Genomic DNA, 19,373 nt, shown 5'->3' on the forward strand with positions numbered 1-19,373 from the left:
TTTATTACATCCCCCTCCGCCGTGGTCGGGCGCCACCCGACCGTCGGCGGGGGGTCCGGCGCGGCCCCCCCCCCGAGCCGGAAGTTGAGATCGTGGACCTGGATAGCCGTCAGCTCACGCCGGCAAAAGTGCCTCGCATGAGCAGATCCGGCAGATAGCTTGCCGGCTTACCGCCAACCGCCTGCCCACCGGTCAGGCCGCCTTGTATTTCAGGGCCGAAGAACGAATACGGAAAGGGCGTGACCGGCCGGCTCACCGCATCGAGCCGTGCCCGAAGATCTTCGGGAATGTCGAAATCAAGCGCGCCGAGATTGTCCTTGAGCTGGTCAAGCCTGGTGGCGCCGACGATGACGGACGCAATGCCTGGCCTGTTGGCCGTCCAGTTCAGGGCGACCTGGGCCATGCTGCGGCCGAGCTGGCCGGCAACCCTCTCCAGTTCGGCGACGATTTGCCAGTTGCGATCGGTGAATTTCTGGAAACCGGGATTGGTCGAACCACGCATTGTCTCCAGCCGGCCACCATCCTCGACGACTGTATCGAAACGGTATTTTCCGCTGAGCAGGCCGCTGGCCAATGGACTCCAGACCATGATTCCGGCGCCATAGCGCGTGCCGAACGGCACGAACTCGTGCTCGATGTTGCGCTCGGCCAGCGAATATTCGAGCTGAAGCGCCGAAACCGGTTCATAGCCGCGATGCTCGGCGACGGCCTGCGCCCGGCTTGCGTACCAGGCCGGCACGTCGGACAGACCGACATGCCGGATCTTTCCGGCGCGCACCAGATCGTCCAGCGTCCGCATCACCTCCTCCGGCGGCGTCAGCCTGTCCCAGGTATGGAGGATGTAGAGATCGATGTAGTCGGTGCCGAGCCGCTTCAGCGAACCGTCTATCGCCCGCAGGATGTTCTTGCGGCCGTTGCCCCCGGCGTTCGGGTTGCCCGGTTCGGCGTTGTAGGTGAATTTGGTACTGATCACCGCCTTGTCGCGCAGCCCGCGCTCGGCGATGAATTCGCCGAGCCAGGTTTCGGCCGTGCCACCGGTATAGAGATCGGCGGTATCGAAGAAATTGCCACCGGCTTCGATATAGGCATCAACCAAGGCGCGCGCGGTTTCCTTCTCCGCGCCCCAGCCCCATTCCGTGCCGAACGTCATGGTGCCGAGCGCCAGGCGGGTGACACGCAGCCCGCTGTTACCGAGCGTGTAGTAGGACATGGTCATGGATTTTCTCCTGAAGTTTGAAAAGCGGGGTTGAGGTCTTGCCTGGGATACGCAGTCAGGCCTTGGCCAGCGCATCGACCACCACCTGGAAACGGCGCGGATCGAAATAATCGTGGTAGGCGCTGATCAGACCGCTCTTGAAGTGGAAAATCGCGATATTGCTGTTGGTGTATTCAGTGCCGCCGATTAGCACCGCGCGGTTCTTGTACTCAACGACGATCGCGTCCGAATCCGCTGCCGGATAGATGGCTGTCAGCTGCGAATCGAAGGATTCGAAATTACCGAAGAGGCCTCGGAAGGCCCCAGGATCGCGGCCTTACCATCGATGCTGTTTCCAAATCCTGCCGGCGGGTAGAAGACAAGTATACGGCCATCTTCAGCCGAAAGGTCGCCCCATGCCTCAATGTCCTTGCGGTGCATCAGATCAAAGAATTTACGCACGGTCTCGAGATTATGGGTTCGTTCGGAATCGAGGTCGGTCATTAGACGTTTCCTTGGCTACTCGGCCGTGTGATGCAGCCAAAGATGCGCCCTCCTTTCCCCACCGATAAGATTGCATTATCCGAATGGACTATGCGATATCATGCATGAATGGACCGCGATCTGCTTAGCCACCTACCTATAATCGTTGCCGTCGCGCGGCGTGGCGGCTTCGCGCCGGCAGCCGCCGAGCTCGGCATGAGCCCGTCAGCGGTCAGCCATGCGGTTCGGCTGGTAGAGGAGCGAATCGGCCAGCCGTTGTTTGCCCGCACCACGCGCAGCGTCTCGCTGACCGAGGCTGGCACCGCGCTTGTCGCTGCGGCGGAGCCGGCGCTGGAAGACATTGCCGACCGGATCGAACGTATCCGCTCTGTCAAAGGCCGGGCAAGCGGACTGCTCAGGATCAACGCGCCGCGTTTGGCGCTGCCTCTGGCGCTGATGCCCATCCTGACGGCGATGGCGGAACGTTACCCTGACGTGACGGTGGAGATCGTCACCGACGAACGTCTGAGCGATATCGTCGGCGAGGGTTTCGACGCCGGCATCCGGCTGGGCGAGATGATCGCCGAGGATATGGTGACGGTGCGACTGACAGGGCCTTTCCGCAGCATCATCGTTGCCTCGCCGGCCTATGTCGGCGGGCGCGGGCGGCCATGGGCGTTGGCCGATCTCGCCGTGCACAACTGCATCGGCTATCGGCTGTTGCGATCACGTGCGCTCTATCACTGGGATCTATCCGATCAGGGCAAGGATATCAGCGTCGAGACACGCGGCAGCGTGGTCGTCAGCGATCCGCTGTCGGCAAGGGAAATGGCGCTTGCCGGCATCGGCCTCGCCTATCTGTTCGAGCCGCTTGTCAAGCCTGACATCGAGGCAGGCCGGCTGGTCGAAGTCCTTGGCGAGGCATCGATCGAGGAACCGGGACTGTTCCTCTATTTCCCGCGCCGCGCCGCGATGGCCCCGAAGCTCCGCGCCTTCATCGACACCGTGCAAGAAATCGGCCGGGCATCCTCGCGGATACCCGGCCGAAAAAAGCCTTTCAAACGAATAGTTACTTCTTGACCGCTGCCGCGACTTCCGCCGCGAAATCGGTCTCTTCCTTCTCGATACCCTCACCGAGCGCGAAGCGCAGATAGGCAGCGATTTTGGCTGGCGCGCCTATTTCGCTCTCGGCATCCTTCAGCGCCTTCTCGATGGTAATGTCGGGATTGAGCACGAAAGCCTGCTTGAGCAGCACGACCTCTTCATAGAACTTGCGCAAACGGCCTTCGACCATCTTCTCGATGATCGCTTCCGGCTTGCCGGACTGGCGCGCCTGGTCGGCGAAGATCGCCTTCTCGCGTTCCACTGCGGCCGGATCGAGCTCTTCGGTGGTCAGGGCCATCGGATTGGTGGCAGCGACATGCATGGCAACCTGACGGGCGAAGGCGTTGGCGGCATGCGCGTTGCCTGTCGTCTCGATGGCCACCAGCACGCCGAGCTTGCCAAGGCCGTCGGCGACCGCATTGTGAACGTAGGTTGCGACAGCGCCGTGCTCGACGGTGAGCTTGGCCGAGCGGCGGAAGCCCAGATTCTCGCCGATGGTGCCGACAGCGTCCTTGATGGTCTCGGCGACCGACTTGCCCGAGCCCGGATAGGGAGCGGCGGCAACGGCCTCGGTCTTGCCGCCATAGGCAAGCGCGACCTTCGCGACATTGGCGACGATCTCCTGGAACGCAGCATTGCGGGCAACGAAGTCCGTCTCGGAATTGACCTCGACGATCGCTGCCTCGCGGACGCCGGAATCTACGCCGATCAGGCCTTCGGCAGCGGTACGGCCAGCCTTCTTGTCGGCCTTGGAAATGCCCTTCTTGCGCAGCCAGTCGATGGCTTCTTCCATATTGCCGTTGGTCTCGTTCAACGCCGCCTTGCAGTCCATCATGCCCGCGCCGGTCAAGTCGCGGAGTTCTTTGACCTGTGCAGCCGAAATGCTCATTGTCGCCTCTTTGTCTAAATGCACTGACGCACCATCGATTTTCGATGATGCGCCTGGTGCTGGTAGCGCTTACCGCGCCAACATATTGGAAAGATGAAGGCCGCAGCCGGCCTTCGCTACTATGCTTCCGGGGTCTGGGCTGCCGGGCTCTCGGCGGCCGGGGTCTGATGGAGCGCCGGCTCGACCGGAGCCTCGACCGATGCGCCGATATCGACACCGAGCGCGCCCTGCTGACGGGCGATGCCGTCGATAGCTGCCTTGGCGATCAAATCGCAATACAGCTGGATGGCGCGGGCCGCGTCGTCATTGCCGGGGATCGGGAAGTCGATCTTGTCCGGGTCGCAGTTGGAATCGATGATGGCAACGACCGGGATGCCGAGACGCTTGGCCTCGAGAATGGCGATCGCTTCCTTGTTGGTGTCGATCACGAACATCAAATCGGGCGTCGAACCCATATCCTTGATGCCGCCCAGCGCCTTGTCGAGCTTCTCACGCTCGCGGTCGAGGTTGAGGCGCTCTTTCTTGGTCAGGCCCTGAGCCTCGCCGGCCAGCATTTCGTCGAGCTTGCGCAGGCGCTGGATGGAATTCGAGATCGTCTTCCAGTTGGTCAGCATGCCGCCGAGCCAACGCGAGTTGACATAGTACTGGGCCGAGCGCTGCGCGGCATCGGCGACGATGTCGGAGGCCTGGCGCTTGGTGCCGACGAACAGCACGCGGCCGCCCTTGGCAACAGTGTCGGAAACCTGCTTCAGCGCCTGGTGCAGCAAAGGCACCGTCTGCGAGAGGTCGATGATGTGTATGTTGTTGCGGGCGCCGTAGATATAGGGCGCCATTTTCGGGTTCCAGCGGTGGGTCTGGTGGCCGAAGTGAATGCCAGCTTCCAATAGCTGGCGCATGCTGAAATCAGGCAGAGCCATTCTTATTTCCTTTCCGGTTAGCCTCCACGGACACAGGCATTTTTGGACTTTGTCCTCGAACGCCACCGGAGGTTTCAGCCGGATTTCTCCCGGGCAGACACCAAAGTCCGTGTGTGGAATGAGCGCGCATATAGAGGGGAAGCGCGACAAACGCAAGCGTTGTGGCATCTTGTGGTTCAGCGCGCGGCGATCAGCGCACCAGTGTCATCCCCGCATCTTCCCCTTCGGCACCCGCACACGCCGGAAAACGGCGACGATCTCCTCGCGGCTGCACTCGATGGCGCCTAACCGCACTGCGCGGTCGCGCTCGAACCCGGTTATGTCATAGTGCGGTGCCGATGTCTTCGGCGGTCCTTGGTAGGACGCGCGCTTGATGCCGAGCTGCCCGGCAAAGCGATGCAGCTCGTCGGTGTCGTCTGCCAGCAGATGACACCAGCGGTGGCCGACCCATTTCCAGATCGCCGCATCGACATAGACCGCCACAGGCTTGCCGCACTCCTTCATCTTGCGCCGACCAACACACCGCTAACGATGATAGAAGGGATTGGCATAGAAAATGAAGCCGCCGCCGGCCTCGAGTTGCGTCATCGTCCTGGTGACGGTCTCCTGCATCCGGTCGTGCAGTTCGGCGAGTGTCTCCTCGACGGAGCCTTGATAGGCGTGCAAGCCTAGCGGCTCCGGTACACGGACATAGGCGCGGCGTGGGCCTGCCGGCTGCGGCACGAAACGGTTGATCGTATCGCGCAGCGTACCCTTGCAATAATCGTTGCGGATCCGCTTCAAATGTTCGGCGATCTCCTCCTGCGTGATGCGCGGGTTGGCTGAAGCCCACGGCCCGACACGCTGCACGCGCTGGATTGTATCCGCCAGCATTCGGACCTGCTTCTGGCTTCCGCTGCCATCCGTATTTTCCCGCAGCCAGCGCCGCGAACGGCGCAAAAGGTCGGCATTGTCGAGCGTGCCGGCGTCGACCGAGACAAGTTCGGCAAGGCGACGGCCGAGTTCGGTCAGCAGGTCCTTTTGACGTGCGTCATACGAAGCCCGCTCATCGGACCGCAGGCCATATGCAGCCTCATCGCGCGACAGCAACGTCGCATAGATATGATGGATGCGCTCCGGCAGCGAATCGGTGGCACGGCGTTCGATCTTCAGGCTGTGCTCGACATAGGCGCATTCCTTTGCCAGCGCTGCCTCGACATTCCCCGTGAAAGCAAGCTTCCAGATCACGGGCGCGATCCAAACCTTGAAATCCGGATCCGTCAGGCGGCCGCGCTTCAACGCCTCGAACCCCATTTCGACCGCGCCCGGCAGCAGCGGGGCAATGATGTTGGCATGCCAGCCGACACCGCCTTCGGGATGCAGGAGCACGCCGTGCCCCTTCAGCGCCCAGGCCACCGAATGTTCCTTGGCGGCCGCGTTGTTGCCCGGGATTTGCGCGATCAGATTGTTGGCCAACCAGAACTTCTGCATCAGCCGGCCAAGCCCGTTGACGACGCCGTGCGTGGCCCAGGATGCCGCCAGCGGGCTTACCCGCGAGACGACCTCCTTGTCGATCATCCAGTCGGTAAAGAATTCGGGATGGTTGGGCGTGATGAACGTCGCCTTGCCCGCGCCGCAACAAGCCTTCAGCCTTTGCCGGTCATCCTCCGGAAAATCGATGTGGCGGACATTGGCGACGCCGCGCAAACCGGCCAGACGGTTGAATGGCAACAGGTCGCGAAACCCCGGAATGCCGTGCAGCATGACAATCCGGTTGACGAATGTCATAGCGTTGATCAGCGTCGCATTGGGCCGCGGCGCCACAAAAACGTCGATCCTGCTCAACCTGCTCCCCCGCGGCGCATACCGTCATAAGACGTTGATAGGCAATTGCGGCATGCTCAAGTCGATGCGACTTGCCCCGCAAGATTAAGCGCTACTATCCCGGATAGCGGCCGGCGGCTTGCCGTTCACTCGAGCTTATTTAGACGGGCAGGTCTTAGGCTGATCGAACAGCGACAGATTGACCAATTTGCCGGTCATCGAGAACTCGCCATAGTCCATGACGAGATCGCGCGTGATGCCGTTCTTGTGCAGCTTGAAGCTGATCCGGTATTCCGGCACCTCCTCGCCGCCTTTGTCGGCATCATCGAAATAGGCGATGTCGACCGGCCAGTATTTGTCGGTGGCGAGCTTGGCCAGCGCCGGCGCTTCCGGATCGGCATTGTCGGCATCGGCTTGCTTGCCGACGACGACGGTGGTGGTCACCACCTTGTTGGCGTCCTCAGAGCCGTCGAACAGGTTGGTTTCGTAGAAACGCTCGCCCTTTTCCGCCTTGCCGATCATTTCGACCATTTGCTGGGTCGGGAACTGGGTCGGCGCGAGTTCCAGGCTGTTCTTCTCGGGCTTGTCGATATCGACCTTGAGACCGTTGGCTTCCTTCGTTGCGGTACCCTTGACCTCCTTGTCGAGGTTCTGGTCGACAAAGGATTTGTTGACGAAGGAGAAGGTCTTGCCCTCGGCATCCTCGAAGGTGGTCATCTGCTGGTCGGTCAGCCTTGTGTTGTCGCTGGTTACGATCTGGGTCACCAAACGGAACTTTACCGTATAGCCCTCGCAAGGCGAGCCGTTGAACTCGTAGACCATGCGGCCGGTGATGCCGGTGATGCCGGAACGGTCTGAGGCCTTGTCGAGTGAAATGTCGTAAACAGCACGATGCGCCTGCAGCGCAGGCACGGCAAAAGCGGGAGCCGCCCAGGAAGCCGCTGTCAAGAGAACGGCGTTGAATGCAAGGCGCGTTGCGCGCATGGGGTGCTCCGATCATCGCGGCTAGTGGCAAGCCGCATGGAAAGATGGTCCAGCTTAAAAAAAGTCGTGGCGGAAGCGAGGCAAAAATAGCAATTTCGGCCCGGCCTGCGCGGCACCTTCAAGCAATAGGGAAATAGCATGAGCGAAACAATCGAAAAGCGGCTAAGCGATCTCGGCGTGACGCTGCCGGCCGCCGCCGCGCCCGCCGCCAATTACGTGCCCTATTGCCGGACCGGCAATCTGCTGTTCACCGCCGGGCAGTTGCCGCTCAAGGAGGGCAAGCTCCAGGCGAGCGGACTGCTTGGCCGCGATGTCGACACCGCGACCGGCAAGGAAGCCGCAAAATACTGTGCGATCAACATCTTGGCCCAGGCTCAGGCGGCACTTGGCGATCTCGAGAAAATCCGTCGCTTGGTGAAGATCACTGTCTTCGTCGCCTCGGCACCGGATTTTGTCGAACAGCATCTGGTTGCCAACGGCGCCTCGGATTTTCTCGCCGCCGTGCTCGGCGATCGTGGCAAGCACGCTCGCTCCGCCGTCGGCACCGCCTCCCTGCCGCTTAATGCCGCAGTGGAAATCGAAGCGATCTTCGAAGTCGAATGACCGGGACTGCAACCATGACCGATCTTTCCTGGCTGACCGCCCGGCCCGTCGCCCATCGCGGCCTCCACGACATGAACAAGACGCGCTGGGAGAACACCCTTTCCGCCTTCGCTGCGGCGGCCGAGCGCGGCTACGCGATCGAATGCGATGTGCACCTGTCATCCGACGGCGTCCCCGTTATCATCCACGATGGCGATCTGCGGCGGCTGACCGGCGAGGACGGCTTCGTCTGGCAGCGTACGGCTGCAGAGATCACGGCGCTGAAGGTCGGCGGCACCGCCGACCATTTGCCGACGCTGCAGCAGGCGCTTGATCTGGTCGACGGCCGTGTGCCGATGGTTGTCGAACTGAAAGGTGCTGCCGGGCATGACGAAGGCCTGGTCGAAAGCGTCGGCAAGATGCTCAAGCATTACAAGGGCAAGACCGCGATCATGTCGTTCGACCATTGGCTGATCCGCGAGTTCCCGAAATATGCACCCGGCATACCCGGCGGGTTGACCGCCTACGGCAACGACAACCACCTGATCGAGGCGCATTTCGCCATGCTGGCGCATGACATCGCCTTCACCTCCTACGCTGCCGGCGACCTGCCGAACCGGTTCGTCTCCTTCGTGCGAGAGAGACTCGGTATGCCGGTGATCACCTGGACCGTGCACGACCAGCCTGCCGTCGACCTGACCTTCAAATATGCCGACCAGATGACGTTCGAAGGATTCGAGCCCGATCTGGTACGGCTTGCCTGAGCGGGCTTGTATGGGTCCGCAGCGAGCTTAAGTAAGCCTCATGGATCAAGGGGACGACTGTGAAAGACAAACGGCGAATGCGGAGCTGTCGATCCGCATCGCCGCGGGCATCGGCGCCTTTACCAGCGCTGAATGGGACAGCCTCGGCGGCACTACACGCGGCGATGCAGAATACGGCTACAACCCGCTTGTCTCATTCGCTTTTTTGAGCGCGCTGGAAGATTCCGGCTGCGCTGTTCGGCGCACAGGCTGGCAAGGCCATCACCTCAGGCTGGAAACCGCGCGAGGCATGTTGCTCGGAGCGGTCCCCTGCTATCTGAAGTCGCACAGCCAGGGCGAATATGTCTTCGACCATGGCTGGTCGGACGCGTTCGAACGCGCCGGCGGGCGCTACTATCCGAAGCTGCAATGCGCGGTGCCGTTCACACCCGTCACCGGCCCTCGCCTGCTGGTCGGCAGGGGCGAGGACATCCCCACCGTCAAGGCCGGTCTTGCGACCGGCCTGAAGGCGGTGACGGATAAGCTCGGCGTGTCTTCCGCGCATGTTACTTTCGCGCCGGAGGACGACGTCCAGGTATTGGCGGCGGCCGGCTTCCTGCATCGCACCGACCAGCAGTTTCACTTCTTCAACGAAGGCTTTTCGAGCTACGACGATTTTCTCACAACGTTAGCCTCGCGCAAGCGCAAGGCAATGAAGAAAGAGCGGCGCGAGGCCCTCGCCGACGGCATCTCGATCGACTGGCTGACCGGCAAGGATCTGACCGAAAAGGCCTGGGACGACTTTTTCGCGTTCTACATGGATACCGGCAGCAGGAAATGGGGCCGGCCCTACCTCAACCGCGATTTCTTCTCACTTATCGGCGAACGCATGGCCGACGACATCCTGCTGGTCATGGCCAAACGCAGCGGGCGCTACATTGCAGGTGCCATCAACTTCATCGGTTCAGACGCGCTCTACGGCCGCAATTGGGGCTGCATCGAGGACCACCCGTTCCTGCATTTCGAGGTCTGCTACCATCAGGCGATCGATTTCGCCATCTCGCGCAAGCTGAAGGTGGTTGAAGCCGGTGCGCAGGGCGAGCACAAGCTGGCGCGCGGCTACCGGCCCGTGACGATGCATTCGGCGCACTACATCGCCCATCCAGGTCTGCGCAATGCAGTGGCCGACTACCTCCAGCGCGAGCGGCGCGAAGTCGAGCGGATGAGCGAATATCTGGAAGAGCACACCCCGTTCCGCAAGGACATGGCGGAGTAGAGCAGCGAGACCCCACTCGCTCAGCCGCACGGGCCGCATGGCCGATGTCGGCCGATCGTCTTGCCCGCCCGGAATAGCTTCGCTACACCAGACAGCGAGCCAAGAACCGGAGCGCGCCGCATGGCCGAAGCAACCTACGACAGCAGCAACATCTTCGCCAAAATCCTGCGCGGAGAGATCCCTTCGCACCACGTCTACGAGGATGACGCGGTCATTGTCTTCATGGATGTGATGCCGCAAGGACAGGGTCACACGCTGGTGGTGCCGAAAGCGCCGTCGCGCAACTTGCTTGACGCGGATCCGGCGGTGCTTGGCCCGCTCTTCGCTCACGTCCAGAAAGTTGCGCGGGCCGTAAAGAAGGCCTTCGATGCCGATGGCGTCACGGTTATGCAGTTCAACGAACCAGCTTCGGGGCAGACTATCTTTCACCTTCACGTCCATGTCATTCCGCGCTTCGAGGGCATTCCCCTGAAACCGCACAGCGGACAGATGGAAAAGCCTGAAGTCCTGGCCGAAAACGCCGGCAAGATACGGATGGCGCTGGCAAGCTGAACCGGTGCAACCGCTCTGGCGGGCGCCGGGCGGTTAACCGGAAGGTGTCACAAAAAAAGCCCCGTTTCCGGGGCTTTTTTACTGGCTGGTTCGTCAGTTCTTACGCGGCAGTTGCGGCACAAGGCTGCGCTTGCCGCCGTCCTTACCTTTGGGCTCCGGCTTCTGCGCCACCGCCTTTTTCGCGGCGGGCTTTTTCGCCACCGCCTTCTTGGCCTTCGGCGCGTCGTCCGGCTCTTCCTTCTTCGGCTTCACCGGCGCCTCGTCGGCGAGCGATTCGAGCTTCAGGCCGGTCTCGCCGGTTTCCTTCTTCTCGACGGTGACACGCACCGTGCCGCCCTTCTTGAGCTTGCCGAACAGCACCTCGTCGGCCAGCGGCTTCTTGATGTGCTCCTGGATGACACGGCCAAGCGGCCGGGCGCCCATGCGCTCGTCATAGCCCTTGTCGGCCAGCCATGCGATTGCATCCTGCGACAGGTCGAATGTCACGCCGCGCTCGGAAAGCTGCGCTTCCAGCTGCATGACGAACTTCTGCACCACCTGATGGATGACCGGCACCGGCAGCGAGCCGAACGGAATGATCGCATCGAGACGGTTGCGGAACTCCGGCGTGAACAGCCGGTTGATCGCTTCGACATCGTCGCCTTCGCGCTTGGTCGAACCGAAACCGATGGCCGCGCGCTGCGCATCGGACGCGCCCGCATTGGTGGTCATGATCAGGATGACATTGCGGAAGTCGATCTGCTTGCCGTTATGGTCGGTCAGCTTGCCGTGGTCCATGACCTGCAACAGGATGTTGAACAGGTCCGGATGCGCCTTCTCGACTTCGTCCAGCAACAGCACGCAATGCGGATGCTGGTCGACGCCGTCGGTCAGAAGGCCGCCCTGGTCGAACCCGACATAGCCGGGAGGGGCACCGATCAGCCGCGAAACGGTGTGGCGTTCCATATACTCCGACATGTCGAAGCGGATCAGCTCCACGCCGAGCGACGCGGCGAGTTGCTTGGCCACTTCCGTCTTGCCGACACCGGTCGGACCCGAGAACAGGTACGAGCCGATCGGCTTTTCCGGTTCCCGCAGGCCGGCCCGCGCCAGCTTGATGGCCGAAGTCAGCGCGGTGATCGCGGTGTCCTGGCCGTAGACGACGCGCTTCAACTCGATGTCGAGGCCTTGCAGCACCTTCTCGTCGTCGGCGGAAACCGTCTTCGGCGGGATACGCGCCATCGTGGCGATCGTCGCTTCGATCTCCTTGATACCGATGGTCTTCTTGCGCTTGGCTTCCGGCACGAGCATCTGCGAGGCGCCGGTCTCGTCGATCACGTCGATCGCCTTGTCCGGCAGCTTGCGGTCGTTGATGTAACGCGCCGAGAGCTCGACCGAAGCCTTGATCGCCTCGCTCGTGTAGCGGACCTTGTGGAACTCCTCGAAATAGGGCTTGAGGCCCTTCATGATCTCGATGGCGTCCTCGACAGTCGGCTCGTTGACGTCGATCTTCTGGAAGCGCCGCACCAGCGCGCGGTCCTTCTCGAAGAACTGGCGGAACTCCTTGTAGGTGGTCGAGCCGATGCAGCGGATCGCGCCCGAAGACAGCGCCGGCTTCAACAGGTTCGACGCATCCATGGCCCCGCCGGAGGTGGCCCCCGCCCCGATCACCGTGTGGATTTCGTCGATGAACAGCACGGCGCCGGGATAATCCTCGAGCTCCTTGACGACCTGCTTCAGCCGCTCCTCGAAATCGCCGCGATAGCGGGTGCCGGCCAGCAACGTGCCCATGTCGAGCGCGAAGATGGTGGCATTGTGCAGCACTTCGGGAACGTCGCCCTCGACGATGCGCTTGGCGAGGCCTTCGGCGATTGCCGTCTTGCCGACGCCAGGATCACCGACATAGAGCGGGTTGTTCTTGGAGCGGCGGCACAGCACCTGGATGGTCCGGTTGATCTCGCTCTCGCGACCGATCAATGGATCGATCTTGCCGGCCTTGGCCTTGTTGTTCAGGTTGACGCAATAGGCAGTCAGCGCGTCCTGCTGCTGCTTCTTCTTGCCGCCTTCCTCTTGCGGCTCGGCTCCGCTCTGGCTGCCTTGCTCGTCGTCGGCGCCGCGCGGCGTCCGCGTCTCGGAAGCGCCGGGGCGCTTGGCGATGCCATGCGAGATGTAGTTGACCGCGTCGTAGCGGGTCATCTGCTGTTCCTGCAGGAAGTAAGCGGCGTGGCTCTCGCGCTCGGCGAAGATGGCGACGAGCACGTTGGCGCCGGACACTTCCTCGCGGCCTGACGACTGCACATGGATCACCGCGCGCTGGATGACGCGCTGGAAACCGGCAGTCGGCTTGGAATCTTCATCGTAGCCGGTGACGAGGTTGTCGAGCTCGGTGTCGATATAGGTGAGGACCGTATGCTTCAACTCGTCGAGATCGACGTTGCAGGCACGCATGACAGCGGCCGCCTCGGTGTCGTCGATCAGGGCGAGCAGCAAATGTTCAAGGGTTGCATATTCATGGTGCCGCTCATTGGCGAGCGTCAGCGCTTGGTGAAGCGCCTTTTCCAGGCCTTGGGAGAAAGCCGGCATGTTACCTCACTTCTTCTCCATCACGCATTGCAGCGGATGCTGATTCTGTCGGGCGAAATCCATGACCTGAGACACTTTGGTCTCGGCCACTTCGAATGTATAGACCCCGCACTCGCCCACCCCATGATTGTGAACATGAAGCATTATGCGTGTGGCGGCTTCGCGGTCCTTCTGGAAAAAGCGCTCCAGCACGTGGACCACGAATTCCATGGGTGTGTAGTCGTCGTTAAGAATGAGGACCCGATACAGACTGGGCTTCTTGGTCTTGGTTTTTGTGCGCGTGATGACGGCCGTGCCGCGACCGGCCTCATTGCCGTTGCTGCCGTTCTGCATTCGCACCACGTAGCTCGTGGCAGTCAAACCTATAGTCACGTAGTCCTGCCTCTTTCGAATCCTCATGCATGCTCGACATGTAGGTGTTCGATGGACGATTTTAAGCCCTTCTGTTTAGCTGACAATATGGCTAGGTGGCCAAACTTGACCGATTTTTCAAATCGTGAAGACCGCAGGCCCCCGATTTCGGGCCGGCATGAAAAAACCCGGCCGCGCGTTCGCGACCGGGTCTGTCTTTGCAAGCCCAAGGGCCGGCTCGGAATGTTCGTCGAATTTACTTCGCCTTGGCGACGATCGATTCGAACGGCTTGTAAGCTTCCTTGGCGAGTTCGGCATAGAGATCGCCAAGCTTGGTGGCCTCGGTGACGAAGCTCTCATAGGACTGCTTGGCATAGTCGGACTGGATATCGATCGCCTTGTCCAGCGACTTGGCGGAAAAGAGCTTCTCGACAGCGGCGCTACCGGCTTCGAAGCTTTTCTTGGTGTACTCACCCGCCTCGGCGGCGATAGCCTGCGCCCCCTTGGACAGCGAGGCGAAGCTCTTCAATCCGGTGTCCGCAAATTCCTTGCCGTATTTGCTGAAATCTTCATAGGTCTGGGTCATTTCACGCATTCCCTTGAACGGTTGCCTTGGATGATAGACGCGGCTTGTCCGGGCCGCGTTGTGCAATGCGTGTAAATATATTGTGCAGTGCACAAAAGTCAAGATTCCCGCGGCAATGCGGATCGTGAGCTGCCGGCATTCGCTAAGATTCGAATAAAGAGAAGCTCAATCCCACAGAAAATGGTGAACGCGGCGGTTACCATAAACGGATTGGTAACGCTGCCTGCGTTAGCGTGGCCGGAGGTGAGGCAGGACCCTTTGCCGCCTCCAAGGCAACGGAAATTCAAAGGAACTATCAGTGCGTAAGGCGTTGTCGGGCTTCGTTTCCAAATCCGTGTCCCCCTTCAAAACGATCATGATCCTCGCCATGGCGATGAGCTTCGTCGTCGCGGACGCGGCTTCATCCATGGCGGCCAAGTCGGCGGCCATCGTCATCGATGCCAAGACCGGCAAGGTGCTTTATTCGTCGGATGCCGATGGCCGGCGCTATCCGGCTTCGCTTACCAAGATGATGACGCTCTATCTGACGTTCGAGGCGTTGGCGAAGGGCAGGATCAGCAAGAATTCCCCGGTCGTGTTCTCGGCCAATGCCGCTGCCGAACCGCCGACGAAGCTCGGCGTCAAGCGGGGCGGCTCGGTCACGGTCGAGACCGCGATCCTGTCGATGGTGACCAAATCGGCAAACGATTCCGCAACGGCGCTTGGCGAGACGCTCGGCGGCAACGAAGCCAATTTCGCCCGCATGATGACCGCCAAGGCGCGGGCGCTGGGCATGAGGGGAACCGTTTTCCGCAACGCCAACGGCTTGCCTGATCCCGGCCAGTTCACGACCGCGCGCGACATGGCGATGCTCGGCATCGCCCTGAGAGAGCATTTCCCGCAATATTACGGCTATTTCTCGCAGCGCTCCTTTCTTTACGGGCGGCAGCGCATCAACGGCCACAATCGTCTGCTCGGACGCATCAAGGGCGTCGACGGCATCAAGACCGGTTACACCCGCGCCTCCGGTTACAATCTGGTCTCCTCGGTCTCGGATGGCGATCGGCGCATCGTAGCGGTGGTCATGGGCGGCAGGTCCGGCGGCAGCCGCGACAGCCAGATGGCCGGGTTGATCAATGCCTACATGCCGCAGGCGTCGTCGCGCGGCGGCGGCGTGCTGATTGCCAAGGCCGGCGGCGGCAATCCGATTTCAGCCTTGGCCAAGGTGCTTCTACCGAAGCATGACGCGCCGACACCGGACAGTAAGCCGGACGACGATGCCGTTGCCTCTCTTGTCGAGGAAAATGCGCCCGTCGTTGAAGAGACCGCTCCGGTCGTTCAGGCCAAGAGGGTCAAGACGACGGCTGTGTCGACGGTGGACGACGTGGCGACAGCCCGGGTCGCCGCAGCCTATGCCGAACCGGCGGCAGAGGTCGATCCGGTCAGCACGGCGTCGGTGCCATCCGGCTGGGCAATACAGGTCGCCTCTTCGCCAAAACAGGCCGAAGCGAAGGCTTTCCTCGACAAAGCGACGAAGCAGGCGCCCTCCGTTCTGACCGATGCCTCCGGTTTCACCGTCGCCTTCGACAAGGACGGTGTCACCTACTACCGCGCCCGGTTCGGTGGTTTCGGTTCGAAGACGGCTGCCTGGAAAGCCTGCAACGCTTTGAAAAAGAAGAAGATCGAGTGCTACGCCGTCCAGCAGTAAGCGGCGCGCGAAACGATATCTGTCCCGAAGTTCTTGCGTCGAAGGAGACTAGTTGTGATTGGAGAGCAAGACGTCCTTGGCTTCATTGATCCGCGCCGCCAGGAAAGACGTGCCACCGATATCGGGGTGCAGGCGCTGCATCAGGCGGCGGTGCGCCTTGCGGACATCCGCCGCGGCAGCCCCCGCTTCAAGACCAAGGATCTTGTAGGCCTCCTCCTTAGTCATGGCGCCAGAACCTGGCGCAACACCCAGCCCTTCGCCACCATTCGCATCAGCGTCTTTGCGCCAGATGGGAAATCGGCCGTCAAGATACGTCTCTAGCAATTGGCGGCTCTCCGGATCGCCGGAGAGTTCGCGATAGAGTTGCTGCAATTCGGCAAGCCCCATCGAGCCAAGCATCTTGCCTTCATGGCGCCCGGCCAGCACAAGGCCTTCGAGGCCGCCGGTATCGTGATCGAGTTCCATCTCAAGCGCCGCCGTACGAACTGTCGAACGCTTGCCTGCCGCCAGTTTGGCTGCCGGCCGATTCATGCGCATGGAGCCGTACCAGGCGAGCGCAGCCGACAGGATCAAGCCCCCGATGCCCTCGCGCCCGACCAGCAGCACGGCGACGCCGACCAGCCCGAGCAGCACAGGTCCAAGCGTCCTCATGCCGCCTGCAAGCTTCGCCGGATCGGCGCGCAGGAAGATGGTGAGCATGCCGAGAAACACCAGAAGCAATGCTACGAAAGCGATAATCGCGCCCATCAGTTTCCGCCGCCCCGCATATGCTCGATCATCAGTCGGTCTTCCGGCCTGCCCCGGGCCTCCAGTGCCTTCAGCCCGCCGGTCGCAAACACGGCGACGGACGAAAGCAGGCCGGCCAACGTCGCGGCAGCCCGCCGATCGAACCTGAACCAGGCCCCTTTCGACAGCCGCGCAATTTCCTTGAACGCCTTTTCCGCAGCGGCATCATGGCCCTCCTGAAAGACGAAGACAGGAACGCCGTGCAGACCGAGGCTGCCGGCCTTTTCGGCCAGATCATCTATGTTTTCTTCCATCGCGTCGCCGATATAGACCAGCGCGTTGACCTTGGCCGCCGCCGTCTGTTTCAGCGCGTGGGCGAGCACCTTGCCGATCTGGGTACGGCCGCTGCGGCAGTTGATGCGCGTCATCAGCTGTTTCAGAGCTGCGGTATCGGTGACGAATGCGGATGAGCGGCACTCGCCAAGGCCGCGAAAATAGACAAGTTGAACCTTGAGCGCCCCGGCCTTGCCGACGGCGTCGAACATCTCGGCCTGCAGCGCACAGGCGAGATCCCAGGTCGGCTGGCGGCTCATTGTCGCGTCGAGGGACAGGATCAGCCTGCCTGAACCGGTGGCGGATGCAGCGAGCGTCCTTGCCTGACGGAGAAACGCGTCGATCTCGCCGGTGCTCGATTGAGACTCGACCGGCGCAGGATTGGCCCTTGCAGGCACGGGCTGCTTCTTGTCGCTCATGACATTCAAGATGTGGCGTTGTCCCCCGGCTTGCAAGCCCAGATGAGGCGACCTGGAGGACCTGTGATGATGGCACCTGCGGACAGCGCTTCGGCTGGTGGTCTTGGCGTTGCGCTTCTCGGCGTCAGAGCAGGCCGAGATCGGCAAGCTCACGCCTGAGCTTCGGCGGCATCTCGATCAGCCCGGCTTTGCCCTTGCCGAGATCGGCCGGCGCGTCCGCCGGCTTCAGGTAGCGCCACCCCTGGAATGCACGGCGCGGTTGCCAGTCAGTGCGCACGACCTCGGGATCGAGGATCAGATGGCAACGGCCGATGCCCTCGTCATCGGTGAAGGGCCGGATTTCGGTGATCAGCTGGCGGCATTGGACATTGCCCTTGATCACCCAGTAGAGCGAGCCGCCGTCGGTAATCTCGGCGCCACGCGTCGGCACCATGCGGGTGGTGTGGTAGTGCTCGGCCGGTTCGCCGGCGCGGCGCCGCTCGTCGAGACGGAAGGCAATCCACTCTTCCAGATCCTCGACGCTGTCACAGCCGACGCAAAGCTTTATGAGATTGAGAGACATCGTTTAAGGTTTAGTCCAGCACGCGAACGCGTCAACGGCCTGATCGACTTCTCCACAGTGGTGGTCCATGCCGCCAGATTGGCGCTCAGCACTCCACGACATTGACGGCCAATCCGCCAAGGCTGGTTTCTTTGTACTTTTCGTTCATGTCGAGGCCGGTCTGGCGCATCGTCTCGATCGCGGCATCGAGCGGCACGAAATGAACGCCGTCGCCCTTGATGGCCAGCGAAGCGGCGGTCACCGCCTTGACGGCACCAAGCGCGTTGCGCTCGATACACGGCACCTGCACCAGGCCGCCGACCGGATCGCAGGTCATGCCGAGATGATGTTCCAGCGCGATCTCGGCAGCATTCTCGACCTGCTCGGGCGTGCCGCCCATGACGGCGCACAATCCCGCCGCAGCCATTGCCGAAGCCGAACCGACCTCGCCTTGGCAGCCGACTTCCGCCCCCGAGATCGAAGCATTGGTTTTGATGATGCCGCCGACGGCCGCCGCCGTCAGCAGGAAATCGCGAATGCTGGGCTGGTCGGCTTCGGGATGGAAATGCAACCAGTAGCGCAGCACTGCGGGCAGAGTGCCGGCCGCCCCATTGGTTGGCGCGGTGACGACACGGCCGCCGGCAGCGTTCTCCTCATTGACCGCCATCGCATAGATCGACAGCCAGTCGTTGGCGAGCAGCGGGTTAGGCCGGTTCTGCTGCCATTGCTCCTGCAGCTTGTCGTGCAGCATCCGGGCACGGCGGCGCACCTTGAGTCCGCCTGGCATGATGCCGTCTTGCGACAGGCCGCGCTCGATGCAGCCCTTCATGGCGCTCCAGATGCCGTCGAGGCCGGCGTCGAGCTCCCCGCGCGACATCTGTGTCTCCTCGTTGACGCGCTTCATCTCGGCAATGGAAAGCCCGCTTTTCGCTGCCATGGACAGCATTTCGACGGCGTTCTTGAACGGATACGGAACCTTCTTGCCTTCGGTTGTCGCCGAGCCCCTTGCTTTCATCCGCTGCAGTTCTTCCTCGGACACTACGAAGCCGCCGCCGATCGAATAATAGACGCGCCTCAGCAGCAACCGGTCGCCGGCATCATGGGCAGAGAAGGCCATGCCGTTGGCGTGACCCGGCAGCGGCGTCTTGCGATCCAGCACAAGATCCGTTGCCGGGTCGAAACGGTAGGACGGATGGCCGGGCGGCGAAATCCGTTTCTCGGCGGCGATGCCAGCGACGATGCCGTCTGCTAGGTCGGGATCCACCGTCTGCGGCGTCTGGCCCGCGAGGCCGAGCACCACGGCTCGGTCGGAGCCATGGCCGATGCCGGTGTAGGCGAGCGAGCCATGCAGGCTGGCAGCGATCCGGTCGACCTTGGCGCCGGCCGGGCGCGGCCAGTCGTCTCCCGCAATCTCGTCGAGAAACCGCCGCGCGGCCGTCATCGGCCCCATCGTGTGCGAACTCGATGGGCCGATGCCGATCTTGAACAAGTCGAAAACCGAAAGGAACACGTGGGCGTTTTCTCCTGGGACCCTGTTGAGGTCTACATATAGGAATTCCCATGATGTTTTCCGCTGTTTTGAAGATTGCGGCGCTGCGCCTGCCGACCTTGTTTGCTCCGGCAGCGACATTCCAACTTCG

The 19,373-nt window shown here is 61.8% G+C and carries 21 protein-coding genes; 6 read left to right on the forward strand and 15 right to left on the reverse strand.

Annotated features, from left to right (window positions below):
* Positions 1 to 109: 109 nt before the first annotated feature.
* From NKH04_RS11970 to NKH04_RS11980, 3 genes are read right to left on the reverse strand one after another with little or no spacing between them, the layout of a single operon-like run.
* Positions 110 to 1,216: an aldo/keto reductase gene (locus NKH04_RS11970; protein ID WP_353044359.1), complete on the reverse strand. Its 1,107-nt coding sequence runs from the start codon at positions 1,214 to 1,216 to the stop codon at positions 110 to 112.
* A 55-nt stretch (positions 1,217 to 1,271) separates the two neighbouring features.
* A complete protein-coding gene (locus NKH04_RS11975; RefSeq protein ID WP_352568698.1) occupies positions 1,272 to 1,409 on the reverse strand; it encodes a nuclear transport factor 2-like protein in 138 nt (45 codons plus the stop codon).
* 59 nt (positions 1,410 to 1,468) lie between these two features.
* The gene (locus tag NKH04_RS11980; RefSeq protein WP_353044360.1) at positions 1,469 to 1,699 is read right to left on the reverse strand and encodes a nuclear transport factor 2-like protein; all 231 of its coding nucleotides are present in this window, start codon (positions 1,697 to 1,699) and stop codon (positions 1,469 to 1,471) included.
* A gap of 108 nt (positions 1,700 to 1,807) precedes the next feature.
* Between NKH04_RS11980 and NKH04_RS11985 the strand changes: the two genes are divergently transcribed.
* Positions 1,808 to 2,758, forward strand: coding sequence for a LysR family transcriptional regulator (locus tag NKH04_RS11985; protein WP_353044361.1), 951 nt, complete (start codon positions 1,808 to 1,810; stop codon positions 2,756 to 2,758).
* On the opposite strand, the gene tsf is transcribed toward NKH04_RS11985, so the two are convergent.
* From tsf to NKH04_RS12010, 5 genes are all read right to left on the reverse strand, one after another.
* Positions 2,748 to 3,671 carry a translation elongation factor Ts gene (tsf, locus tag NKH04_RS11990; protein ID WP_353044362.1) on the reverse strand — a complete coding sequence of 308 codons (924 nt, stop codon included), beginning with the start codon at positions 3,669 to 3,671 and terminating at the stop codon, positions 2,748 to 2,750. The two genes, NKH04_RS11985 and tsf, sit on opposite strands and share 11 nt — an antisense overlap.
* Before the next feature lie 119 nt (positions 3,672 to 3,790).
* A complete protein-coding gene (gene rpsB, locus NKH04_RS11995) occupies positions 3,791 to 4,588 on the reverse strand; it encodes a 30S ribosomal protein S2 (RefSeq protein ID WP_353044363.1) in 798 nt (265 codons plus the stop codon).
* Between the two features lie 204 nt (positions 4,589 to 4,792).
* Positions 4,793 to 5,071 carry a DUF4031 domain-containing protein gene (locus NKH04_RS12000; protein ID WP_352682960.1) on the reverse strand — a complete coding sequence of 93 codons (279 nt, stop codon included), beginning with the start codon at positions 5,069 to 5,071 and terminating at the stop codon, positions 4,793 to 4,795.
* A gap of 42 nt (positions 5,072 to 5,113) precedes the next feature.
* A complete protein-coding gene (locus tag NKH04_RS12005) occupies positions 5,114 to 6,412 on the reverse strand; it encodes a lysophospholipid acyltransferase family protein (protein ID WP_353044364.1) in 1,299 nt (432 codons plus the stop codon).
* Between the two features lie 135 nt (positions 6,413 to 6,547).
* Positions 6,548 to 7,375 (reverse strand): cell envelope integrity EipB family protein, encoded by an 828-nt coding sequence (locus NKH04_RS12010; protein ID WP_023674927.1) that lies wholly within the window; start codon positions 7,373 to 7,375, stop codon positions 6,548 to 6,550.
* 138 nt (positions 7,376 to 7,513) lie between these two features.
* Here NKH04_RS12010 and NKH04_RS12015 point away from each other — a divergent pair, with 138 nt between their 5' ends.
* The 4 genes from NKH04_RS12015 (at position 7,514) to NKH04_RS12030 (ending at position 10,528) form a co-directional block, all read left to right on the forward strand.
* Positions 7,514 to 7,978 carry a RidA family protein gene (locus NKH04_RS12015; RefSeq protein WP_352448812.1) on the forward strand — a complete coding sequence of 155 codons (465 nt, stop codon included), beginning with the start codon at positions 7,514 to 7,516 and terminating at the stop codon, positions 7,976 to 7,978.
* A 14-nt stretch (positions 7,979 to 7,992) separates the two neighbouring features.
* On the forward strand, positions 7,993 to 8,721 hold the full coding sequence (locus NKH04_RS12020) for a glycerophosphodiester phosphodiesterase (RefSeq protein WP_023674925.1): 729 nt from the start codon (positions 7,993 to 7,995) through the stop codon (positions 8,719 to 8,721).
* 40 nt (positions 8,722 to 8,761) lie between these two features.
* On the forward strand, positions 8,762 to 9,976 hold the full coding sequence (locus NKH04_RS12025) for a GNAT family N-acetyltransferase (RefSeq protein ID WP_352682816.1): 1,215 nt from the start codon (positions 8,762 to 8,764) through the stop codon (positions 9,974 to 9,976).
* A gap of 120 nt (positions 9,977 to 10,096) precedes the next feature.
* Complete coding sequence (locus tag NKH04_RS12030; protein ID WP_352613747.1) at positions 10,097 to 10,528, forward strand: HIT family protein; 432 nt, start codon at positions 10,097 to 10,099, stop codon at positions 10,526 to 10,528.
* Positions 10,529 to 10,621: 93 nt separating this feature from the next.
* Here NKH04_RS12030 and clpA read toward each other — a convergent pair whose 3' ends face one another.
* The 3 genes from clpA to NKH04_RS12045 all read right to left on the reverse strand — a co-directional run bounded on the left by clpA (position 10,622) and on the right by NKH04_RS12045 (position 14,027).
* Positions 10,622 to 13,090 carry an ATP-dependent Clp protease ATP-binding subunit ClpA gene (clpA, locus tag NKH04_RS12035; RefSeq protein ID WP_352448808.1) on the reverse strand — a complete coding sequence of 823 codons (2,469 nt, stop codon included), beginning with the start codon at positions 13,088 to 13,090 and terminating at the stop codon, positions 10,622 to 10,624.
* Positions 13,091 to 13,096: 6 nt separating this feature from the next.
* Positions 13,097 to 13,423 carry an ATP-dependent Clp protease adapter ClpS gene (clpS, locus tag NKH04_RS12040; protein ID WP_023717744.1) on the reverse strand — a complete coding sequence of 109 codons (327 nt, stop codon included), beginning with the start codon at positions 13,421 to 13,423 and terminating at the stop codon, positions 13,097 to 13,099.
* A gap of 274 nt (positions 13,424 to 13,697) precedes the next feature.
* A complete protein-coding gene (locus NKH04_RS12045) occupies positions 13,698 to 14,027 on the reverse strand; it encodes a phasin family protein (protein ID WP_352471661.1) in 330 nt (109 codons plus the stop codon).
* Positions 14,028 to 14,325: 298 nt separating this feature from the next.
* Here NKH04_RS12045 and NKH04_RS12050 point away from each other — a divergent pair, with 298 nt between their 5' ends.
* Positions 14,326 to 15,714 (forward strand): SPOR domain-containing protein, encoded by a 1,389-nt coding sequence (locus NKH04_RS12050; RefSeq protein ID WP_352540574.1) that lies wholly within the window; start codon positions 14,326 to 14,328, stop codon positions 15,712 to 15,714.
* A gap of 48 nt (positions 15,715 to 15,762) precedes the next feature.
* Here the strand turns inward: NKH04_RS12050 and NKH04_RS12055 are convergent, their stop codons facing one another.
* From NKH04_RS12055 to NKH04_RS12070, 4 genes are all read right to left on the reverse strand, one after another.
* The gene (locus tag NKH04_RS12055; RefSeq protein ID WP_352448805.1) at positions 15,763 to 16,461 is read right to left on the reverse strand and encodes a DnaJ domain-containing protein; all 699 of its coding nucleotides are present in this window, start codon (positions 16,459 to 16,461) and stop codon (positions 15,763 to 15,765) included.
* The gene (locus NKH04_RS12060; RefSeq protein WP_352613752.1) at positions 16,461 to 17,192 is read right to left on the reverse strand and encodes a vWA domain-containing protein; all 732 of its coding nucleotides are present in this window, start codon (positions 17,190 to 17,192) and stop codon (positions 16,461 to 16,463) included. Before NKH04_RS12060 ends, NKH04_RS12055 begins: the two co-directional genes overlap by 1 nt.
* A 124-nt stretch (positions 17,193 to 17,316) precedes the next feature.
* Complete coding sequence (locus tag NKH04_RS12065; protein WP_352466463.1) at positions 17,317 to 17,754, reverse strand: DUF1489 family protein; 438 nt, start codon at positions 17,752 to 17,754, stop codon at positions 17,317 to 17,319.
* 85 nt (positions 17,755 to 17,839) lie between these two features.
* On the reverse strand, positions 17,840 to 19,243 hold the full coding sequence (locus NKH04_RS12070; RefSeq protein WP_352502378.1) for an L-serine ammonia-lyase: 1,404 nt from the start codon (positions 19,241 to 19,243) through the stop codon (positions 17,840 to 17,842).
* Positions 19,244 to 19,373: the final 130 nt, after the last annotated feature.

Origin of the sequence: Mesorhizobium sp. M1365, from assembly GCF_040317865.1 — a bacterium.
Classification (GTDB): Bacteria; Pseudomonadota; Alphaproteobacteria; order Rhizobiales; family Rhizobiaceae; genus Mesorhizobium.

What these genes read in the sequence shown, in the direction of transcription:
- NKH04_RS11985 (WP_353044361.1), top strand. Translation starts at nt 1,808, where the DNA reads ATGGACCGCGATCTGCTTAGCCACCTACCTATAATCGTTGCCGTCGCG.
- rpsB (WP_353044363.1), bottom strand. Translation starts at nt 4,588, where the DNA reads ATGGCTCTGCCTGATTTCAGCATGCGCCAGCTATTGGAAGCTGGCATT.
- NKH04_RS12045 (WP_352471661.1), bottom strand. Translation starts at nt 14,027, where the DNA reads ATGACCCAGACCTATGAAGATTTCAGCAAATACGGCAAGGAATTTGCG.
- NKH04_RS12010 (WP_023674927.1), bottom strand. Translation starts at nt 7,375, where the DNA reads ATGCGCGCAACGCGCCTTGCATTCAACGCCGTTCTCTTGACAGCGGCT.
- NKH04_RS12055 (WP_352448805.1), bottom strand. Translation starts at nt 16,461, where the DNA reads ATGGGCGCGATTATCGCTTTCGTAGCATTGCTTCTGGTGTTTCTCGGC.
- NKH04_RS11980 (WP_353044360.1), bottom strand. Translation starts at nt 1,699, where the DNA reads ATGACCGACCTCGATTCCGAACGAACCCATAATCTCGAGACCGTGCGT.
- NKH04_RS12030 (WP_352613747.1), top strand. Translation starts at nt 10,097, where the DNA reads ATGGCCGAAGCAACCTACGACAGCAGCAACATCTTCGCCAAAATCCTG.
- clpA (WP_352448808.1), bottom strand. Translation starts at nt 13,090, where the DNA reads ATGCCGGCTTTCTCCCAAGGCCTGGAAAAGGCGCTTCACCAAGCGCTG.
- NKH04_RS12020 (WP_023674925.1), top strand. Translation starts at nt 7,993, where the DNA reads ATGACCGATCTTTCCTGGCTGACCGCCCGGCCCGTCGCCCATCGCGGC.
- clpS (WP_023717744.1), bottom strand. Translation starts at nt 13,423, where the DNA reads ATGCAGAACGGCAGCAACGGCAATGAGGCCGGTCGCGGCACGGCCGTC.
- NKH04_RS12025 (WP_352682816.1), top strand. Translation starts at nt 8,762, where the DNA reads ATGGATCAAGGGGACGACTGTGAAAGACAAACGGCGAATGCGGAGCTG.
- NKH04_RS12015 (WP_352448812.1), top strand. Translation starts at nt 7,514, where the DNA reads ATGAGCGAAACAATCGAAAAGCGGCTAAGCGATCTCGGCGTGACGCTG.
- NKH04_RS12060 (WP_352613752.1), bottom strand. Translation starts at nt 17,192, where the DNA reads ATGAGCGACAAGAAGCAGCCCGTGCCTGCAAGGGCCAATCCTGCGCCG.
- NKH04_RS11970 (WP_353044359.1), bottom strand. Translation starts at nt 1,216, where the DNA reads ATGACCATGTCCTACTACACGCTCGGTAACAGCGGGCTGCGTGTCACC.
- tsf (WP_353044362.1), bottom strand. Translation starts at nt 3,671, where the DNA reads ATGAGCATTTCGGCTGCACAGGTCAAAGAACTCCGCGACTTGACCGGC.
- NKH04_RS12065 (WP_352466463.1), bottom strand. Translation starts at nt 17,754, where the DNA reads ATGTCTCTCAATCTCATAAAGCTTTGCGTCGGCTGTGACAGCGTCGAG.